The sequence below is a fragment of the Bradyrhizobium sp. Leo114 genome (assembly GCF_055229415.2).
In genome coordinates this window covers 190185-206508 of the sequence record NZ_JBUYEN020000005.1, presented here as the reverse complement: position 1 = coordinate 206508, position 16324 = coordinate 190185, and the positions used below count along the sequence as shown (strand labels likewise).

The 16324-nt window shown below is 63.6% G+C and carries 12 protein-coding genes; 6 read left to right on the top strand and 6 right to left on the bottom strand.

Going from position 1 to position 16324, the window contains the following annotated elements:
* Positions 1–107: 107 nt before the first annotated feature.
* The 4 genes from ACZIRK_RS08520 (at position 108) to ACZIRK_RS08505 (ending at position 6159) form a co-directional block, all read left to right on the top strand.
* Entirely contained in the window at positions 108–1871 is a 1764-nt protein-coding gene (locus ACZIRK_RS08520) for a methyl-accepting chemotaxis protein (RefSeq protein ID WP_463327147.1), read from the top strand.
* Between the two features lie 265 nt (positions 1872–2136).
* Positions 2137–2601 carry a (2Fe-2S)-binding protein gene (locus tag ACZIRK_RS08515; protein ID WP_207231038.1) on the top strand — a complete coding sequence of 155 codons (465 nt, stop codon included), beginning with the start codon at positions 2137–2139 and terminating at the stop codon, positions 2599–2601.
* A 10-nt stretch (positions 2602–2611) separates the two neighbouring features.
* Complete coding sequence (locus ACZIRK_RS08510) at positions 2612–4819, top strand: xanthine dehydrogenase family protein molybdopterin-binding subunit (RefSeq protein WP_463327146.1); 2208 nt, start codon at positions 2612–2614, stop codon at positions 4817–4819.
* Entirely contained in the window at positions 4816–6159 is a 1344-nt protein-coding gene (locus ACZIRK_RS08505; RefSeq protein WP_130226469.1) for a c-type cytochrome, read from the top strand. The genes ACZIRK_RS08510 and ACZIRK_RS08505 overlap by 4 nt, the downstream gene beginning before the upstream one ends.
* Positions 6160–6406: 247 nt before the next feature.
* Here ACZIRK_RS08505 and ACZIRK_RS08500 read toward each other — a convergent pair whose 3' ends face one another.
* The 3 genes from ACZIRK_RS08500 to ACZIRK_RS08490 all read right to left on the bottom strand — a co-directional run bounded on the left by ACZIRK_RS08500 (position 6407) and on the right by ACZIRK_RS08490 (position 10547).
* Positions 6407–7690: an amidohydrolase family protein gene (locus ACZIRK_RS08500; protein WP_245474758.1), complete on the bottom strand. Its 1284-nt coding sequence runs from the start codon at positions 7688–7690 to the stop codon at positions 6407–6409.
* A gap of 533 nt (positions 7691–8223) precedes the next feature.
* Entirely contained in the window at positions 8224–9753 is a 1530-nt protein-coding gene (locus ACZIRK_RS08495) for a hypothetical protein (protein WP_130226471.1), read from the bottom strand.
* Between the two features lie 143 nt (positions 9754–9896).
* Positions 9897–10547: a LysE family translocator gene (locus tag ACZIRK_RS08490; RefSeq protein ID WP_130226472.1), complete on the bottom strand. Its 651-nt coding sequence runs from the start codon at positions 10545–10547 to the stop codon at positions 9897–9899.
* Between the two features lie 272 nt (positions 10548–10819).
* Between ACZIRK_RS08490 and ACZIRK_RS08485 the strand changes: the two genes are divergently transcribed.
* The gene (locus ACZIRK_RS08485) at positions 10820–11392 is read left to right on the top strand and encodes a hypothetical protein (protein WP_245474759.1); all 573 of its coding nucleotides are present in this window, start codon (positions 10820–10822) and stop codon (positions 11390–11392) included.
* A 272-nt stretch (positions 11393–11664) separates the two neighbouring features.
* Positions 11665–12414, top strand: a complete 750-nt coding sequence (locus ACZIRK_RS08480; protein WP_130226473.1) for a response regulator transcription factor — start codon at positions 11665–11667, stop codon at positions 12412–12414.
* 21 nt (positions 12415–12435) lie between these two features.
* On the opposite strand, the gene ACZIRK_RS08475 is transcribed toward ACZIRK_RS08480, so the two are convergent.
* The 3 genes from ACZIRK_RS08475 to ACZIRK_RS08465 form a co-directional block, all read right to left on the bottom strand.
* Positions 12436–13860 carry an HlyD family type I secretion periplasmic adaptor subunit gene (locus ACZIRK_RS08475; protein WP_463327145.1) on the bottom strand — a complete coding sequence of 475 codons (1425 nt, stop codon included), beginning with the start codon at positions 13858–13860 and terminating at the stop codon, positions 12436–12438.
* Entirely contained in the window at positions 13857–15611 is a 1755-nt protein-coding gene (locus ACZIRK_RS08470) for a type I secretion system permease/ATPase (RefSeq protein ID WP_130226495.1), read from the bottom strand. Before ACZIRK_RS08470 ends, ACZIRK_RS08475 begins: the two co-directional genes overlap by 4 nt.
* Before the next feature lie 122 nt (positions 15612–15733).
* On the bottom strand, positions 15734–16192 hold the full coding sequence (locus ACZIRK_RS08465; RefSeq protein ID WP_130226475.1) for a hypothetical protein: 459 nt from the start codon (positions 16190–16192) through the stop codon (positions 15734–15736).
* Positions 16193–16324: the final 132 nt, after the last annotated feature.

Below are 16324 nucleotides of genomic sequence, written 5' to 3'. Positions count from 1 at the left end.
GGCATGCCGGCCGTGCCGCCTTCCGGAAAATCAGGCAGCCGTTAACCACGATTTCACCTACGGATGGGAGAATCGGACAGTCCATTTCAACTTGCAAGAGAACCCCAATGGCGGCGTTCGGTTTGTTTCGCAAGCGAGATCCGGAACCCGTGGCAGCAGCCGTCGAGCCGAAGGTTGCGACCGCAGCGGCGGCGCCGGCCGATAACCCCTCCCACGATACCGGTTCGGCCGGGGAAATCCTCGAGCTGCTGGAACTCGAGCTCGGCGGCATGATCCGGCAACTCGAGCGTGCCGCCCAATCGGTGGCCGGCGGGGCCGAGGCAACCGCGGCGACGCTTGCGACCATCCGCGAGCGCACGGATGCGCTGACCGGCCGCACCAATGCGGCGCAGACCACGGCCGCGACCTTCTCGGAGGCCGCCGACAAATTCACCGATTCGGCGCAGGGGATCGGCGCGCAGGTGCGCGACGCCGGCCGGCTCGCCGACGAAGCGGGCGCCGCGGCGCGCGAGGCCCGCGCCAATGTCGACCGCCTGCGTGAATCCTCCGCCGCGATTGGCAACGTCGTCAACCTGATCGCACAGATCGCGCGGCAGACCACGCTGCTCGCCCTCAACTCGACCATCGAGGCAGCGCGCGCCGGCGCCGCCGGCAAGGGGTTCGCGGTGGTCGCGACCGAAGTGAAGGCGCTGGCGGTGCAGACCCAGGGCGCGACCGAAGAGATCACGAAGAAGATCGAGGCACTGCAGAAGGACGCCGCGGGCTCGGCCGATGCCGTACACCGCATCGCGCAGGCGATCGAGGCGATCCGCCCGGTGTTCGCGCATGTCAGCGGCGCGGTGACGGAGCAGCATAAGACCACCGGCGAGATCGCGCAGAATGCTGCCTCCGCCTCGAGCTTCATCGTCGCGGTCGGCGACAGCGCCGCCGAGATCGATCAGGCCACCAGGGACGCCGAAGCGCATGGCAAGGACGTCGCCCAGGCCGGCCGCGCGGTGACCAGCTTTGCGCAAAAACTGAAATCGCGCTGCGCGGTGCTGCTGCGGCAGGGCGAGCGCGAAGACCCACGCAAGGGCGAGCGGCTGCCCTGCAACCTCAAGCTCGAGATGCAAGCGCGCGGCAGCGTCGTCACCGCGCCGGTCTATGAGATATCCATGGACGGCATCCTGATCTCGGGACCCGAGGCCGAACGCCTGCAACTGCACCAGAGCCTTGCCGCCACACTTCAGGATGTCGGCGCCGTCAAGATCCGGATCGCCGACAAGACCAAGGCCGGCGCGCAGGCACGCTTCGAGGCGCTGACCTTGGAGCTGCGCGAGACGATCGAAGACAAATTGTGGGCGATCCGCGACGAGAACACCGAGTTCGTCATGCGCGCGATGGAAGCGGGCGTGGCGCTGACCAGGATTTTCGAGAACGGGATCGCGAGCGGCGCCGTCACGATCGAGGATATGTTCGACACCGACTATGTCGAGATATCCGACACCAATCCGATGCAGTACCGCACAAAAATATTGGATTGGGCGGAGCGCGCGCTGCCGCCGTTCCAGGAGGCTTTCCTCGCCAAGGATCCGCGGATGGCGTTCTGCGCCATGATCGACCGCAACGGCTATCTGCCGGTGCACAACAAGATCTATTCGCACCCGCAGCGGCCGGGCGATGTCGCCTTCAACACCGCCAACAGCCGCAACCGCCGCATCTTCAATGACGCGGCCGGCCTCGCCGCCGGGCGCAACCAGCGCGCCTATCTGATCCAGAGCTACGCCCGCGACATGGGCAATGGCAACATGGTGATGATGCGCGAGATCGACGTGCCGGTCCGCGTACGCGGCCGGCACTGGGGCGGCTTCCGCACGGCGTATAGGCTCTGACGGCCTCTTTTCTAAGCAGTCACCGCACTGTCCGGCACTTCACGCAGTCTTTTCAAAACGCACGGTTCTTTCGCGCGGCCTTGATCGATTTTCGCTTCCATCCCCTAGAATAACGCACACGATGATGTGATGACACTCATCATCCTATGCATGGTCAGCACGAACTAGCATTGCGAAACATGTCTTCGCTTCCTAGCTCGTCGCGATGCGATACGGTTTCGTTGACGCGTCCGCTGTCCGCGGCCGCTGAATCTGGGGTATGCTTATGGCGACGACACTCACCATCAATGGCGAACAGAAATCCTTCGATGCGCCGCCCGAAATGCCGCTGCTCTGGGTGCTGCGTGACATCTTAGGCATGACCGGCACCAAGTTCGGCTGCGGCATCGCGCAGTGCGGCGCCTGCACGGTGCATATCGACGGCAAGGCGGTGCGTTCCTGCGTGCTGCCGGTGAGCGCGGTGCAGGGCCGCCCCGTGACGACCATCGAGGCGGTCGGCAATTCGCCTGCCGGCGCGAAGGTGCAGAAGGCCTGGCTCGAACTTGAAGTGATCCAATGCGGCTATTGCCAGTCGGGCCAGATCATGGCCGCAGCCGCGCTCCTGTCCGCGACGCCGAACCCCGACGATTCCGATATCGATGCGGCGATGGCCGGCAACATCTGCCGCTGCGGCACCTATGTGCGGATCCGCGAGGCCATCAAGCAGGCCGCCTCCGGACGTCAGTCGTAGGAGGCGCGCCATGCTGACAGCAGAAAAACTCCACCAAGAAATCCACCCGGAAAACAGCGCGAACGGCGTCTCGCGGCGCGCGCTCCTCACCGGTGGGCTGGCCACCGGCTTCCTGCTCGCCTTCCATCTGCCGCTGCGCGCGGCCGTCAACGAGCCGGAGCAGCCGAAGGACGCAACCGACGGCAAGTTCGCGCCCAACGCCTTTATCCGCATCGACGAGAGCGGCCAAACCACGCTGATCATGCCGCAGGTGGAGATGGGCCAGGGTATCTACACCTCGATCTCGATGATCCTGGCCGAAGAACTGGACGCCGATTGGGCAAAGGTTGCGGTGCTGCACGCACCGCCGAACGACAAGTTCTACGCCAATCCCGTCTTCGGCTTGCAGGCGACGGGTGGCTCGACCTCGATCCGCGCCTGGTGGAAGCCGCTGCGCGCTGCGGGCGCCAGTGCGCGGGCAATGCTGGTGCAGGCCGCAGCAGTGCAATGGCAGGTCGAGCCTGCGAGCTGCACGACGTCGAAAGGCGAAGTCGTGCACGCGGCAAGCGGCCGCAAGCTCGGCTATGGCGAACTGGCGCTGGCCGCGCAAGGCGAGATGGCGCCGAAGGATGTCCCGGTCAAGGACCCCAAGGACTTCGTCTATATCGGCCAGCCCCTGAAACGGCTGGATACGCCAGACAAGGTCAACGGCAAGGTCGTCTACGGCATCGACGCGATCCTGCCGAACATGAAGATAGCAACGGTGGCTGCCTGCCCCGTATTCGGTGGCAAGGTCGGCAAGGTCGACGACAGCGCTGCGGTGAAAATCCCGGGTGTGCGCAAGGTCGTGGTCCTCGAGGAAACGGTCGCGGTGATCGGCGATCACATGTGGGCGGCGAAGAAAGGCCTCGAAGCGCTCAAGATCGAATGGAACGAGGGACCTAACGCAAAGCTCGGCACAAAGGACATCTGGCAGCATCTGCGCGCCGCCATCGAGAAGGACGGCGCGGTCGCAAAATCGGTCGGTGACATCGCCAAGGGTCTTGCGAGCGGCGACAAATTCGAGGCGAGCTTCGAACTGCCGTTCCTCGCGCACGCCTCGATGGAGCCGATCAACGCGACAGTTCACGTCAGGCCGGATGCCTGTGAGATCTGGACCGGCACGCAGATCATGACGCGCGTGCAGTCGGAGGCCGCAAAGGCCGCCGGCCTGCCCGTCGACAAGGTGATCGTCAACAACCACCTGCTCGGCGGCGGCTTTGGCCGCAAGCTCGAGCCGGACATGGTGATCACGGCGGTGAAGATCGCCAAGCAGGTCGATTATCCCGTCAAGGTGATATGGACCCGCGAGGAGGACATCCAGCACGACGTGTATCGCCCGGTCTATCGCGACCAGGTCACCGCGACTCTGGTCGACGGCAAGGTGGCGGCCTGGAAATACAAGATCGCCGGTTCGGCAGTCATTGCGCGCTGGCTGCCTGCGGCGTTCCAGAAGGGAGTCGATATCGACGCAGTCGACGCCGCCGTAGAGACCCCCTACGACTTTTCCAACTTCCACGTCGAATATGTCCGCGCCGAGCCGCCGGCGGTGCCGACAGGCTTCTGGCGCGGCGTCGGCCCGAACAACAATGTGTTCGCATTCGAATGCGCAATGGACGAGCTTGCGCGCAAGGCCGGCAAGGATCCGGTCGAATTCCGCCGGAGCATGCTGACCAAGAGTCCGCGCGCGCTCGCGGTGCTGAACCTCGCCGCCGAGAAGTCCGGCTGGGGCGAAAAGCTGCCACCGCGCGTCGGCCGCGGCGTCTGCGTGCAGCCCTCGTTTGCGAGCTTCCTTGCGACCGTGGTGGAAGCCGAAATCGACGACATCGGCGAGATCGCGCTCCGCCGCGTCACCTCGGTGGTCGACACCGGGATCGCGGTCAACCCCGACACGGTGAAGGCGCAGATCGAGGGCGGCCTGATCTTCGGCCTCACCGCCGCACTCTATGGCGAGATCACCATCGACAAGGGTCGCGTGCAGCAGTCGAACTTCCACGACTACCGCATGATGCGCATCAACGAGACGCCGAAGATCGAAGTCACCGTGGTCAAGAGCGGCGAAGCGCCAGGCGGCATTGGCGAAGCCGGCGTCAACGCCGGACCGCCTGCGCTACGCAACGCGATCTACGCCGCAACGGGAGTGGCGCTGCGGCGCCTGCCGATCGACCGTTCACTGATCGCCGTGGGGAAGAAGGCATGAGACGGGTAAAGCGTATCCTGTTGAGCCTTGCCGTGATCATCATCGCGGCTGTTGCGATCGGCGTCTGGATCGTCCGTGGCCCGGGCCCGCTTGATTTCGCAGGTGGCAACAAGGCGGCCGTCGCCGACTACCGCGCCGGCAGGCCGACCGGCGTGCCAGCAGCGCTGGAGAAAGCGAGCCTGGTGGAGCGGGGCGAATATCTGGCCAAAGCGGCGGACTGCATGGTCTGCCACACCAAGCCGGGTGAGAAGCAATACGCCGGCGGGCTGGCGTTCAAGCTGCCGTTCGGCACGCTCTATTCGACCAACATCACGGCTGACAAGGAAACCGGCATCGGCAATTACAGCGACCAGGATTTCCTCAACGCTGTCCAGCGCGGCAAGCGCCATGATGGGGCGATGCTCTATCCGGCGATGCCCTATGCGTCCTACACCTACATGACGGACGAGGACCTGCTGGCGGTGAAGGCCTATCTGTTCAGCCTGCCGCCGGTGCGCGCGCCGGCGCCGGAGAACACGTTGGCGTTCCCGTTCAACCAGCGCTGGGCGATGCTGTTCTGGTCGGCGGTGTTCAACCCGGACACGCGCTTTGCGCCCGACACCTCGAAGAGCCCGGAGTGGAACAGGGGCGCCTACCTCGCCGAAGCGCTCGCGCATTGCGGCGAGTGCCACACGCCGCGCAATCTCGGCTTCGCGCTCGACAACCGCAAGAAATTCGCGGGCGCCGTCACCGCCGGCTGGCGCGCCTTCAACATCTCCTCCGACAAGGCCACCGGCCTCGGCAATTGGAGCGAAGAGGCGCTCGTCTCATACCTCTCGACCGGTCATGCGCTCGGCCACGGCACCGCCTCCGGGCCGATGGGCGAAGCTGTCGACAACAGCCTGAGCCAGCTCGCGCCGGAGGACGTTCGCGCCATCGCCGTCTACCTGCGCAGCGTACCGCCGCAGGCCTCGCCCGACCTGCCGGCGACCACGGCTCCCGCAGCACCTGCCTCGCACAAGCAAGGCGTAACGGCGGATGCGAGGGGCAAGATGGTGTTCGAGGGCGCCTGTGTGAGCTGCCACGGCTGGACCGGCGAGAGCCTGGTGTCGCCGACGGCGACGCTGACCGGCTCGTGGGCGGTCAACGATCCCGCGGCCACCAACGTCGCGCAGATCGTTCTGTCCGGCACCAAGCGCACCACGCCGGACGGCGCGCTCTCGATGCCGGCATTTGGCAACGCCTATTCGGATGACGAGATCGCGGCAGTCGCCAACTATGTCACCGCCCGTTTCGGCGCCAAGGGCTCGAAGCTCACGGCGAAGGACGTGGCGGAGCTGCGGCAGCAGACGGCGCAGTAGGTATTTGGAAGTGCCGTAGCCCGGGTGAAGCGCCAGCGTAACCCGGGGCCGCTGGTAGAGGTTGACGGAGGTACCCTGGGTTGCGCTTCACGCCACCTGGGCTACGAAACCGGTGTCCAATTCGCATCGACGCGAATTGGACGAAGGCAAGGCAATTCACAGCGAGCTTGTCGCGCCGCGAATCGTTGTCCCTCTCCAATTGACGGAGGTCTCCTCGGCAAAGGGGTGCCGAGTCCGGGATCATGCTCTACGCGGCGCGAACGTATCCGTAGCGCAGGTTCGAGGGTTCCTTGGCCCCCAAGGCGTACTCATTCTTGAGCGCCGCCAGGCGGTCCTCTGAAAAGGCTGGCATACTGCTATTGTCAGCGGCCCTCAGCTTGATCTTGTAGAACCTGGTCGCGTTGCCGGCGAAGATCTGCTGCTTGACGGCGCTGTTAGCGTCGCCGAGCGGCGCAAACCCGTACTTCTTCTGCATATCCTCCGGGATTTCGAGCCGGCGTAGCGCCTCGATCTGCCATTGCGGCGAGCCGTACCAAACCGAGTCGGTGCCCCACATCACATGATCCACGCCCATGCCCTTGATCAGCGTGCCGACCAGCGCGGCGCAGAATTTCGGATGCGCGACCGCCGAGTTGGCAAAGGACGTGCCTAGCTCGGCATAGACATTGGTGACGCCGAACTTCTGCGGGATTTCCGCAAGATCGGAGGCCCACTGGATGCGACCCGTTTGTTCGAAATCCGCCCATGCCTTGTCCGGCAGCTCGAGGAACGCCCGCAGCGCCGAGTGATAGATCACGAAGTTCATCTGCGGCCAATCCTTGGCTGCCTTTCCGATGTCCCAAGCCGTCGCGTATTCCCAGACGCCGGCGAACGATTTCTCGTAATCGGGCGGCAGCAATCCCTTGTGGATGCACAGCGTGTTGATGCCTGCCTTCACCGCCTTTTCATAGAACGGATACATCACCTGCTCGTCGTCGAGCCGCCACGGGAACTTGGAAGGCGCCAGCGGATCGCCGATCGTATAGGACTTCCAGGAGTCCGGCTTGTAGACCTCGATCGCCTTGTCAACCTCCTCCATCCAGCCGGGCTGTTTGGGCGTTATGACGCTGTGCGCCAGCAGGCGCCGGGAGCCAGCGAAGCCGTTGATGAGTTCGCGCGCCTTGACGATCTGCTCGTTGGAGAGCAGCCACCAGCTCGGATCGTCGAACGGTGCTCCGCTTAAGAGAGCCATATTGGTGTCGCTGTCGTAATAGATCTCCTTAACGTAGTTCTGGAACTTGTAGCGGGCGAGCGACGACACGCCTTCCTCCTTCATCTTCGGATTCCAGTGGTCACTCGCAAATTGCGCTAGTCCCAACAGCTCCTTGTGGTCGAAGTCGTCGCGGACAAAGTGGGTCTGAACGTCAAAGATGAACTGCTCGGCAAGGTTTTGCGCCCGGGCAAGCATCAAATCGGGTTCGCGGGCCTCGGCCGGCGCGACTTGAAAGACGTTACCGTAGACATCGTTCATGGCTAGAAAGGCCGCGGCCATGCCGCAGCTCGTGTGCAGGAACTGCCGGCGGCTCAGGCCCAGCCGTTTGCCGTTAGAATCAGCAAGCTCGTTAATTCGAGTTTCAACCTTTTTCTGAAGGGCGCTCTGCGGGGGCGGGAGATACTCGCCGTTTGATACGATCTGGGTAGGAATCGGCGTCGCCGCCGATGCCGCTTCAGCGCCGGCAACGAGGCGCTGCTCTCGTTCACTTAGCCAAGTGCTCATCATTCTCCTCCCCGGCTATGTTGGCATGCACCAATGCCGATTGCGCTCATTCGGCCGAGCGCTTGGCTTGCGATCTACGAAAGGCAAATGCGCTCGGCATACGGCGTTCTGTCCGCATCGCGTGATCAGAACAGAAAGACTGCTTGAGAATTTGATGGGATCAGCGGCACCCGTTTAGGTAGCTTAGCTAATGGACTCAACGCCCAAACTCGTATCAGCGCAAGCGATGTAATTCGGCAGCTTCGCTGTCCCAACGCTTCGTCGTCCCCGTTGCTGCGAGCGAGCGCAGCGGATTGCTACGATGCCTATCAGCCGCTCCTCGGGCCGGAACGCATCGCACGTCTGATCGTCGCGGCGGCGACCGCGCGATCGGCCATCAGTGTCTCAGTCGGTTCGACGGCGAAAAGGGACAGCATGAGGCCCACCATCGGCACTGCGGGCATCAGATATCGCGAGACGTCGAGAGTGTGAGCGGCGGCGGCGGTCGCGATCGAAGCCGCCCACATCACGACCACGATGCCTGCGCGCGTCACGAAAGCTGGCCGCCGACGCCGCACGGCTGCCACCGTCCAGAACATGACGGCGATAACGAAGGCAGCGGACAATGCCTTGAACAGATAGGCGGAAGTTACAGGGAAGTCGGACAATAGGCCGATCCGAACCGGTCCGCCTTGCAGATCGTTCGGCTCGGCCGCCCGGCCGTGCCGCGCCATGATCTCGGACACGTGCGGCACGTCGTCGCTGGACACCGGTATGAAAGGCTCGAGTCCATAAGGCGGCCATGCCGACGAAAAGCCATAGGCCATCTGGCGAATGAACTTGCCTGCGTAGACCAGCGGCCGATCGCGCGCGGCGGCCAGGAAGATCCGCCAATAGGCTGCCGTTGCCCCGACGGCATGTCCGGTCGTGTCGGCGAAATCCCGATCCAGTTCGCTGTCGAACAGGCACGCGTCGCCAAAGAACCCGAGTACGGGCCAGCGGCCCGGCTCCGCGGCGAAGTCGGTGGCAAGCCGCGCCATTGTGGCATCGGCGCGGTCGCCTGCCGCCGATACGATCTCACCTCGCGCGGCATCGCTTGCGAGCACGATGTTCAGGTGATTGCAGAACAGTGTCTTGGGGACGAACACGGCCGAGGCCTGGTCGGAGCTGGAAGCTCCGAACCGTGAGCCGGCAAGGAGAAGCGCCAGCGCCGCCGCGACGGAGATGGCCATCACGGCAAGGCGCGCGGGCGTCTTCGGCCGGACAAGGCAGGCGCCCACCAGGATGGCGGCGATCGGGACGAGGAGTCCCTGCGATCTCAAGCACGCTGCGATCGCCGCGCACAGGATGGAAGCGACGACCGCGCAGCATCGCGCCGCTCCGTCGATGCAGGAGGCAACGAGCAATCCGGCTGTTGCCAGATTGAGGAAGACCGCAAAGAGAAGGTCCGCGGTGAGGACGTTCGTGAACAGCAACAAGCCCGGATACGTCGCGACCAGGATGATCGGAATCAGCCCGACGGCACTGCGCGTCGCCGCCTGCGCGGTTATCGCAAGCGCCAGCATCAGAACGGCCCAGGCCGCCTGGTGCAGGCGCACCACCGTTCCGAGGTCGCCTCCAAACGCGAACGTCACGGCCAGGAATGCCGGGTAGCCCGGGTCACGCCCACCCGTCACGGTCGGCCGTCCTGCCTCAAGCGTGCGCAGCGCAGATTCCACGAACGGCGGCGTGTCACCCCAGATGACCGGGACCGCCGGCCTGAACGACACGAGAATTGCCAAGAGGAGTGCGGCCCACGCCAGCGCGGCCCATGGCCGCCACGGCGACCCGACGCCGAAGGAGATGGCTCCGCTTTTCATACGCGCTGGAGCTTTTTGGTCGGACCGCACGATCACCGTCCACACGGGAGAAGACCCGCCCCGGCGTCATGCTAGACCAGGACGCGCTACATCACCATCGACCCTCAGCAGTGGCACGTCATGAAAGCAGCGCAGCCCGGCAATCAATTGGCCGGACGCTTCGCCAGCACGAGGCCGATGCCCAGCGCGACCATCGCAGCTCCCGATGCCTCTCGCAGGCGGCGAATCAACGCGGGACGTGCTGCTGCGCCTTGGCGGATGCGACTCGCGGCGAAGGCGACCACGATGTCGGCGAGGGTGTTGAGCGCGACCGACACGAAGCCAAGCATCACGAACTGCAAAGCGACGTGGCCTGCGCTCGGGGTCACGAATTGCGGAACGAAGGCAAGGAAGAAGGCTGCGGTCTTCGGGTTCAGCGCCTCGACCAGCACTCCTTCGCGAAACGCCCGTCGCGGCCCGATCGGCGGTGCCGCTGGTCCCCCCTTCAAATCTGGCGATGCGTCCCTGCGGGCCGACAGAAGAGTGCGAAGGCCTATCCAGATCAGATAGGCGGCACCGATCAGCTTCAGCGCTGTGAACAGTTCCGCACTCGCGAGCACGATAGCGGAAACGCCCAAGCCGCCCGCGACGACGTGGACCATGCCGCCCAATCCGGTGCCAAAGCTGGAAGCCACGCCTTCCGCACGGCCGCCAGCGAGGGTGCGTGCAGCGACGTAGAAGATGCCCGGACCGGGCGTGACGGCGAGCACCAAGGCCGCGGCGAAGAAAAGCGCGAATTGAGTCAGATCTGGCATGATCGTGAGTTTTACAGCATCACGGGCCTAGCGCCCAGAGCGCAGATCCTGATCGAACGTCCCACGGATCTCGCGCAGCAGATCATGCGCTTTGTGCCTCCTCGCTCCCGACATATTTCCTCGCTGCGTTAACCATGCACGAGCGCGGCTGAGCAATGGTTCGACGCTTAATGCGCGCTTAACGCTTTTGCGGGAAACATAGAGGATCAGCGCAAAATCAAGTCGCAAGAAGTGCGAGTGGAAGTCTGCCCTACCCCGAGGAGGGGGATTGCATGGGACTGCTTCTCATTGGCTTGGTGGCAGGAATGCTGATCGGCTATGGCATGCCTCCGTCTACCCAGGCGAGCTTGCAGATGTGCGGGTCGAAAATCTGTTTCGATGGGAGCGTGCCACCTCAGGCGGAGCCGAAGGCGAGCGCGCCCACGCCCGATACTGCGGCGAAGGCAACGAAGGCTGCAACGTCGGCGAAGCCAGAGAAGCGATCACCGCCCCGTCGGGACACAAGGGTTCCGCGTGGCAAGAACCCGCCGCCGAAGGCGATGGAAGACCGCGCCGCGGCTGCCGGGACATCCGAGGCCGTCCTGAGCAAGGCGAAGATGTCGGTCGCAGCAAAAATGGAAGATCCGGCATCGGCCGAGTTCACGGACGCGAAGCGGGCAATCAGGAAGAATACGCTGGGGCGATCGGTGGACACGATCTGTGGTCATGTCAGGGGAAAGAAGGCGTCGGGCGAGGACACCGGGGAGAAGCCATTTCTGTATCTCGTGAAGGAGGATGACGTCTACGTCGTCGACGGCAAAGCGAACTCAGCCGCGGCGATCGCATATCGGAATATTTGTAACTGAAGCGTGACACCGGGAAAGCGGATACCGGTGACCAACGTGCGCGTTCGATCGGCCAGAGGCTTGTGCCAAAGGCCGGTTGCGCGACGCTGGATCATGATCCGATTAGACGGAATCGGATCATGATCTCATCTCTTTGTTTGAGCATGATCTTCCTGCGCAAACGCTTTGCGTTTGTCGCAGGGAAAACCGGTTTCCACTTTTCCGAATCATGCTCTCGTCATTGGCATGGAAATGATTGGGGTAGGGCGGCAATTCCTTCAATTGAGGATATTATGGACGACCTTGTCTCTGCTGCAGAGCGGCTCAACGGATCGCTGCCGTTGCCGGTCCTGCTCATCATCGATCCGCTCACGCTGGCGCGGACCTGCATTCTGCACATTCTCAGACAGGAGCTGAGCGGATTCGAAATCGTCGAGATGGCCACGACCGACAATCTCGGCTGCGCCACGGGACGCGACGTTCGGCTGGCAACGCTCAGCATCGGGGACAAATCGGTGGCTGATCCCTCCGTCGCCGGCGACCTCGCGCTGCTCGCCGATTGCTGCCCTAACGCCTCGATCGCCCTGTTCTGCAACCGGGACGACGAAGCCACCGCGCTTGCAGCCCTGCATCGGGGAGTCCGAGGCTTTTTTCCGACCTCGATCCCGGTCGAGCTCGCTGTCGCCGGCTTGCGTCTTGTTCTCGCCGGCGGCGTCTACAGACCGCTTTCAATTGAAGGGCAGGACGGGTGCTCTAGCTGCGAACCGATCTACCATAGCCCGTTGGCGCCGATATATCTGGCAAACAAGGACCAGATCGAATTCACGCCTCGCGAGCAACATGTGCTTGCGGAATTGGAGCTCGGCCTGCCCAACAAGCTGATCGCCGCCAAACTGAAGCTTTCGGAAAACACGGTGAAGATGCACATTCACCACATCATGCGGAAGTGTGCCGCCCGCAATAGGACCGAGGCCGTGCTGCGCTGGCGCGCAAGATCGACCATTCACCGCGGACCGGAGCCCGGCGCATTCTCGTCGTCCTGATCTGGCTATTCCTGCCGTCGCTCAGTCTTCACTGAAGGCGGTGTGGAAGCTATCGAGCAGAGGCCGCAAGGCGTAGATCGCCACGGTGCCGCGCCCGGTTGTGATGAACACCTGGGCCGGCATTCCCGGAATGATCTTCAAGCCATTCTCCACGATCTTGGAATCCTGGACGCGGATTTTCGTCGCGTAGTATGGCTGGTCGGTGCGCTTGTCGAGCAGTCGATCGGCCGATACGTGCATCACCGTTCCCTTCAGACGCGGGACGCGACGCTGATTGTAGGGCAAGAGGTGCACGTCGGCGTTCAGCCCCGGATGAACCACGTCGATGTCCTCCGGCTTCAGGCGCGCGATCACGACCAGCCTGTCCTGCCGGGGCACCAGATCCATCAGCGCGGCGCCGGCGCCGATCACGCCGCCTGGCGTATGAACCCGCAGGTCGGTTATCACCCCGTCCTCGGGTGCCTTGACCTCCGTTCGGGACAATTGGTCCTGCGCCGCCAGCAATTTTTCGCGCAGTTGAAAGCCCTGGTTCTGCGCCTCGCGCAATGACTGTGCGATCTCGTTCTGCCGGTCGCTCTCGAGCTTCAGGAGCGTCGCCTGCGATTCGCTGATCACCTGCTTGGCGCGCGAAATATGCGCAATGATCTCGCCGCGCCGTCCCTCGATATCGGCCAGCTCCCGCTCGAGGTTCAACAGGCGCGGACGGCGCTCGAGTCCCTTGTTGACCAGGATGGTGACCATGTCGAGCTCTTCGCGCACGATCGCGGCGCGCTGCGCCACCGCGTCCTCCTGCGACTTGAGCCCCTCGATCTCCTTTGCGACCTGAAGCCGTTTTTCCCTGAGGATGGTGGCCTGGGACTGGAACACCTGCCGGCGCGTTTCAAAGATGTTCTGCTGTGCCGCCAGCACCGAATCGACCGAGCCGCTCGTGCTTCGGATTCTGTCGAGCCATGTCGGAAACGAGATCTGCTCCTGCCCCTGCTGCTCGGCCAGAAGCCTTGCCTCGCGCGCGGCCGCGTCCCACAACTGCCCCTGCAGGCTTTGCACCTCGGCGCGGGCCCTGGTGTCATCGAGCGCGATCAGCGTCTGTCCCGCACTCACGGCGTCGCCGTCGGCGACCAATATTTTCCTGATGATGCCGCCCTCGAGGTGCTGGATCGTCTTCCGGCTCGATTCCGATTCGACCACGCCGGACGCGATCGCCGCGCTTTCAAGCGGAGCAAAGGCCGACCAGATTCCCAGACCCAGCACAAAGCCGACGACCAATAGATTGCCGGCCAGGGTGACGTGGCCGAGCCTGTAGCGCGGCGAGGCTTGCGTCGGCGCCGGGCACCAGGGAAACTGCCGCGGCTCGAATTCGTCGATCGCGGTGATCACGACGCCGCTCTCGCGCTTCGGCAGGAAGGCGGGCGGCAACCGCACGAGGGCTCGGAGGTTTGCGATCATGGGAGAGCCGTTTCCTGCGATGCCACTTGGGAAGCCACTTGCGGCCGGCTCAAATACCGCTCGAAGATGTCCTCGCTCTCGCCGAACGCCGTGACCGCGCCGTCCTGCATGATGGCGATCTTGTCCGTCGCCGCGAGGATGCCCATCCGGTGCGTGACGATGACCACCGTGACGCTGGCGATCTTCAGTTGTTCGATAGCATCCAGCAGCACCCGCTCGCCGGTGTAGTCCAGGCTGGCATTCGGCTCATCCAGCACGACCAGCCGCGGCTCGCCAAAAAATGCCCGCGCCAGCCCCAGGCGCTGGCGAAATCCGCGCGAGAATATGCCGCCGTCATTGGCGACGACGGTATCGTATCCAACCGGCAGCCGCAGGATACTCTCGTGAATCCCGGCGAGCTTGGCGGCATGCATGACCTTTGGCAGATCGGCGTCGTCCAGTCGGGCGATGATATCCTTGATCGTCTCTCCGACGAGATCGATGTCCTGCGGCAAATAGCCGAGGTAACGGCCCTGCCGCCCTCCGCGCAGGGCCGAGATGTCGGTCTCGCCGAGCAGGACGCGCCCCTGCCCCGGCAACAAGATTCCGGCAATGATGCCTGCGAGTGTGGACTTGCCGGAGCCGGACGGACCGATGATGCCGAGGCACTCTCCGCGCGCGAGACGGAACGAGATGGTCTTGATGGGAAACCACTCGCCTTCCGAAATCTTCGCGCCGATATTGTCGACGACAAGATCGCCCGTCGACTGTTCCGGCAGACTGTCCGTGTTTTCGGTCGTAGGTGGAACGGCGGCAAGGACGTTGGTCAGCCGCTGATAGGCATCCAGCGCTCTCTTCAGCGCTTTCCAGCTTGCAACGGCGCCTTCGACCGGCGCAAGCGCACGGCTGAACATCAGCATCGTGACAAAGATGATCGCCGCGCTCTTGCCGTGATCGAGGACGAGCCACGCGGCTGCGCCCATGATGAGAACTTGCGCCAATGAACGCGTCGGCTTGGCGATCAGCATGATGATCTCGTTCCGCCGCTGCGCCAGGTCGTGCTCGCTTTGCGCGTTCCGCGCATCCACGTAGACCCGGCGCGCCACGTCGTCCAGCATTCCCATGCTGCGGATCAGGTGAACGTGGCCTGCGACCATCGCAAGGCGGCTATAGCTTCTGGACAGGGCGATCGCGGATTTCGCCAGCGCGCTTTCGGTGAGAAGATCGCCGACCACCGTGAGGCCGAACAGAAACAGCACGCTGCAGGCGCCAATGCCTCCAAGCAATGGATGCACGAAAAACAGCACGGCGAGGAATGGCGGAATCCAGAGCGCATCGAGCAGCGTCAGGGACGCGCCTGACTCGACGAACTGACGCACGGCCGTGAGATCGCGATAGGCATCCGAAGCGCGTGCTGAATCGTTACGAAACGCATGATCAAGGCAGGCGGAGAGCACGGTGGGCCGAAGCCGGTCTTCCAGCCAGGCACCCAGGCGCACCAGGACCGAGCGACGCAGCGCGTCAAGCACCCCGCCCACCACAACCGTGAGTGCAACGATCAAAGTGAGCATCAGGAGCGTTTCATTGCTCCGGCTCGGCAGCACGCGATCGTAGATCTGGAGCAGATAGATCGAGGGAGCGAACAGCAGCAGATTGTAGCTGCAGCTATAGGCGAGCACGATGGCGAGCGAGCCTGCGCAGGTCCGCAGCGCCGCCTGCAACGGCGTCCAGGGCGTCTGCAGCAGACTGAACCGAAGCAGCGGCACCAGCATGATCGTCACCGCCAGAGCTTCAAGGCTTGACCTTTTGCGCGGATCGTTTTGCGGGAGATCTGAGGCCGGCGGCATGGACCGCCGGCCTCAGCCGCCTCAATGAGGCCGCCGATCAGAAAGTACTAACCAATATGCACGTCAACGTCGCCGCCCATGCCGAGGTTGTCACTCCCGCCATTGCCGCCGATGCCCGCCGCGACTTCCTGGTGCATGTCCGCCTTCAGGTAGTTCGACTGATGCGCCGTCGTGTTGGCATACACCTTGGACGTGTCGTACCCGCTGGACGAGCTCTGATCGCCGTTCGACTTGGCGTCGCCGCCATAAGCCTTCGAGTACTTCGACGCCTTGGCGTCACCGCCGTCGGCATCCCAGGATGCCTTTTGACTGACGTAGTCGCCCGTCTTCACGTGTACGTCGGCACCATCGGCTTTGTTCGACGGATCGAACTTGATCGATGGTGAATTGCTGATGCTCCCCTTGAAGTAGCCGTCGCCGCCGTTTCCGACGCTCTGACCGCCTGTGTTGATTGACTTGAAGTCGATCGAATCGGAAACCTTGAGAAATCCCTTGCCTTTCGACATTTGAGCCTCCGTGCTGAGTTTACCTCGCGCGACATTCCTCCCTGTCCTGGAAGCGGATGCGCGATGCGAGTTTGTCCGCCGACGACGGGCCCGCGATAGATGCCAAATGGGATGTCATTCGATTCCGCGGAC

Coding starts and splice junctions, on each gene's coding strand:
- ACZIRK_RS08505 (WP_130226469.1), top strand. CDS start 4,816: ATGAGACGGGTAAAGCGTATCCTGTTGAGCCTTGCCGTGATCATCATC.
- ACZIRK_RS08490 (WP_130226472.1), bottom strand. CDS start 10,547: ATGCCAGATCTGACTCAATTCGCGCTTTTCTTCGCCGCGGCCTTGGTG.
- ACZIRK_RS08520 (WP_463327147.1), top strand. CDS start 108: ATGGCGGCGTTCGGTTTGTTTCGCAAGCGAGATCCGGAACCCGTGGCA.
- ACZIRK_RS08495 (WP_130226471.1), bottom strand. CDS start 9,753: ATGAAAAGCGGAGCCATCTCCTTCGGCGTCGGGTCGCCGTGGCGGCCA.
- ACZIRK_RS08465 (WP_130226475.1), bottom strand. CDS start 16,192: ATGTCGAAAGGCAAGGGATTTCTCAAGGTTTCCGATTCGATCGACTTC.
- ACZIRK_RS08485 (WP_245474759.1), top strand. CDS start 10,820: ATGGGACTGCTTCTCATTGGCTTGGTGGCAGGAATGCTGATCGGCTAT.
- ACZIRK_RS08500 (WP_245474758.1), bottom strand. CDS start 7,690: ATGGCCGCGGCCTTTCTAGCCATGAACGATGTCTACGGTAACGTCTTT.
- ACZIRK_RS08480 (WP_130226473.1), top strand. CDS start 11,665: ATGGACGACCTTGTCTCTGCTGCAGAGCGGCTCAACGGATCGCTGCCG.
- ACZIRK_RS08510 (WP_463327146.1), top strand. CDS start 2,612: ATGCTGACAGCAGAAAAACTCCACCAAGAAATCCACCCGGAAAACAGC.
- ACZIRK_RS08470 (WP_130226495.1), bottom strand. CDS start 15,611: ATGCTGGTGCCGCTGCTTCGGTTCAGTCTGCTGCAGACGCCCTGGACG.
- ACZIRK_RS08475 (WP_463327145.1), bottom strand. CDS start 13,860: ATGATCGCAAACCTCCGAGCCCTCGTGCGGTTGCCGCCCGCCTTCCTG.
- ACZIRK_RS08515 (WP_207231038.1), top strand. CDS start 2,137: ATGGCGACGACACTCACCATCAATGGCGAACAGAAATCCTTCGATGCG.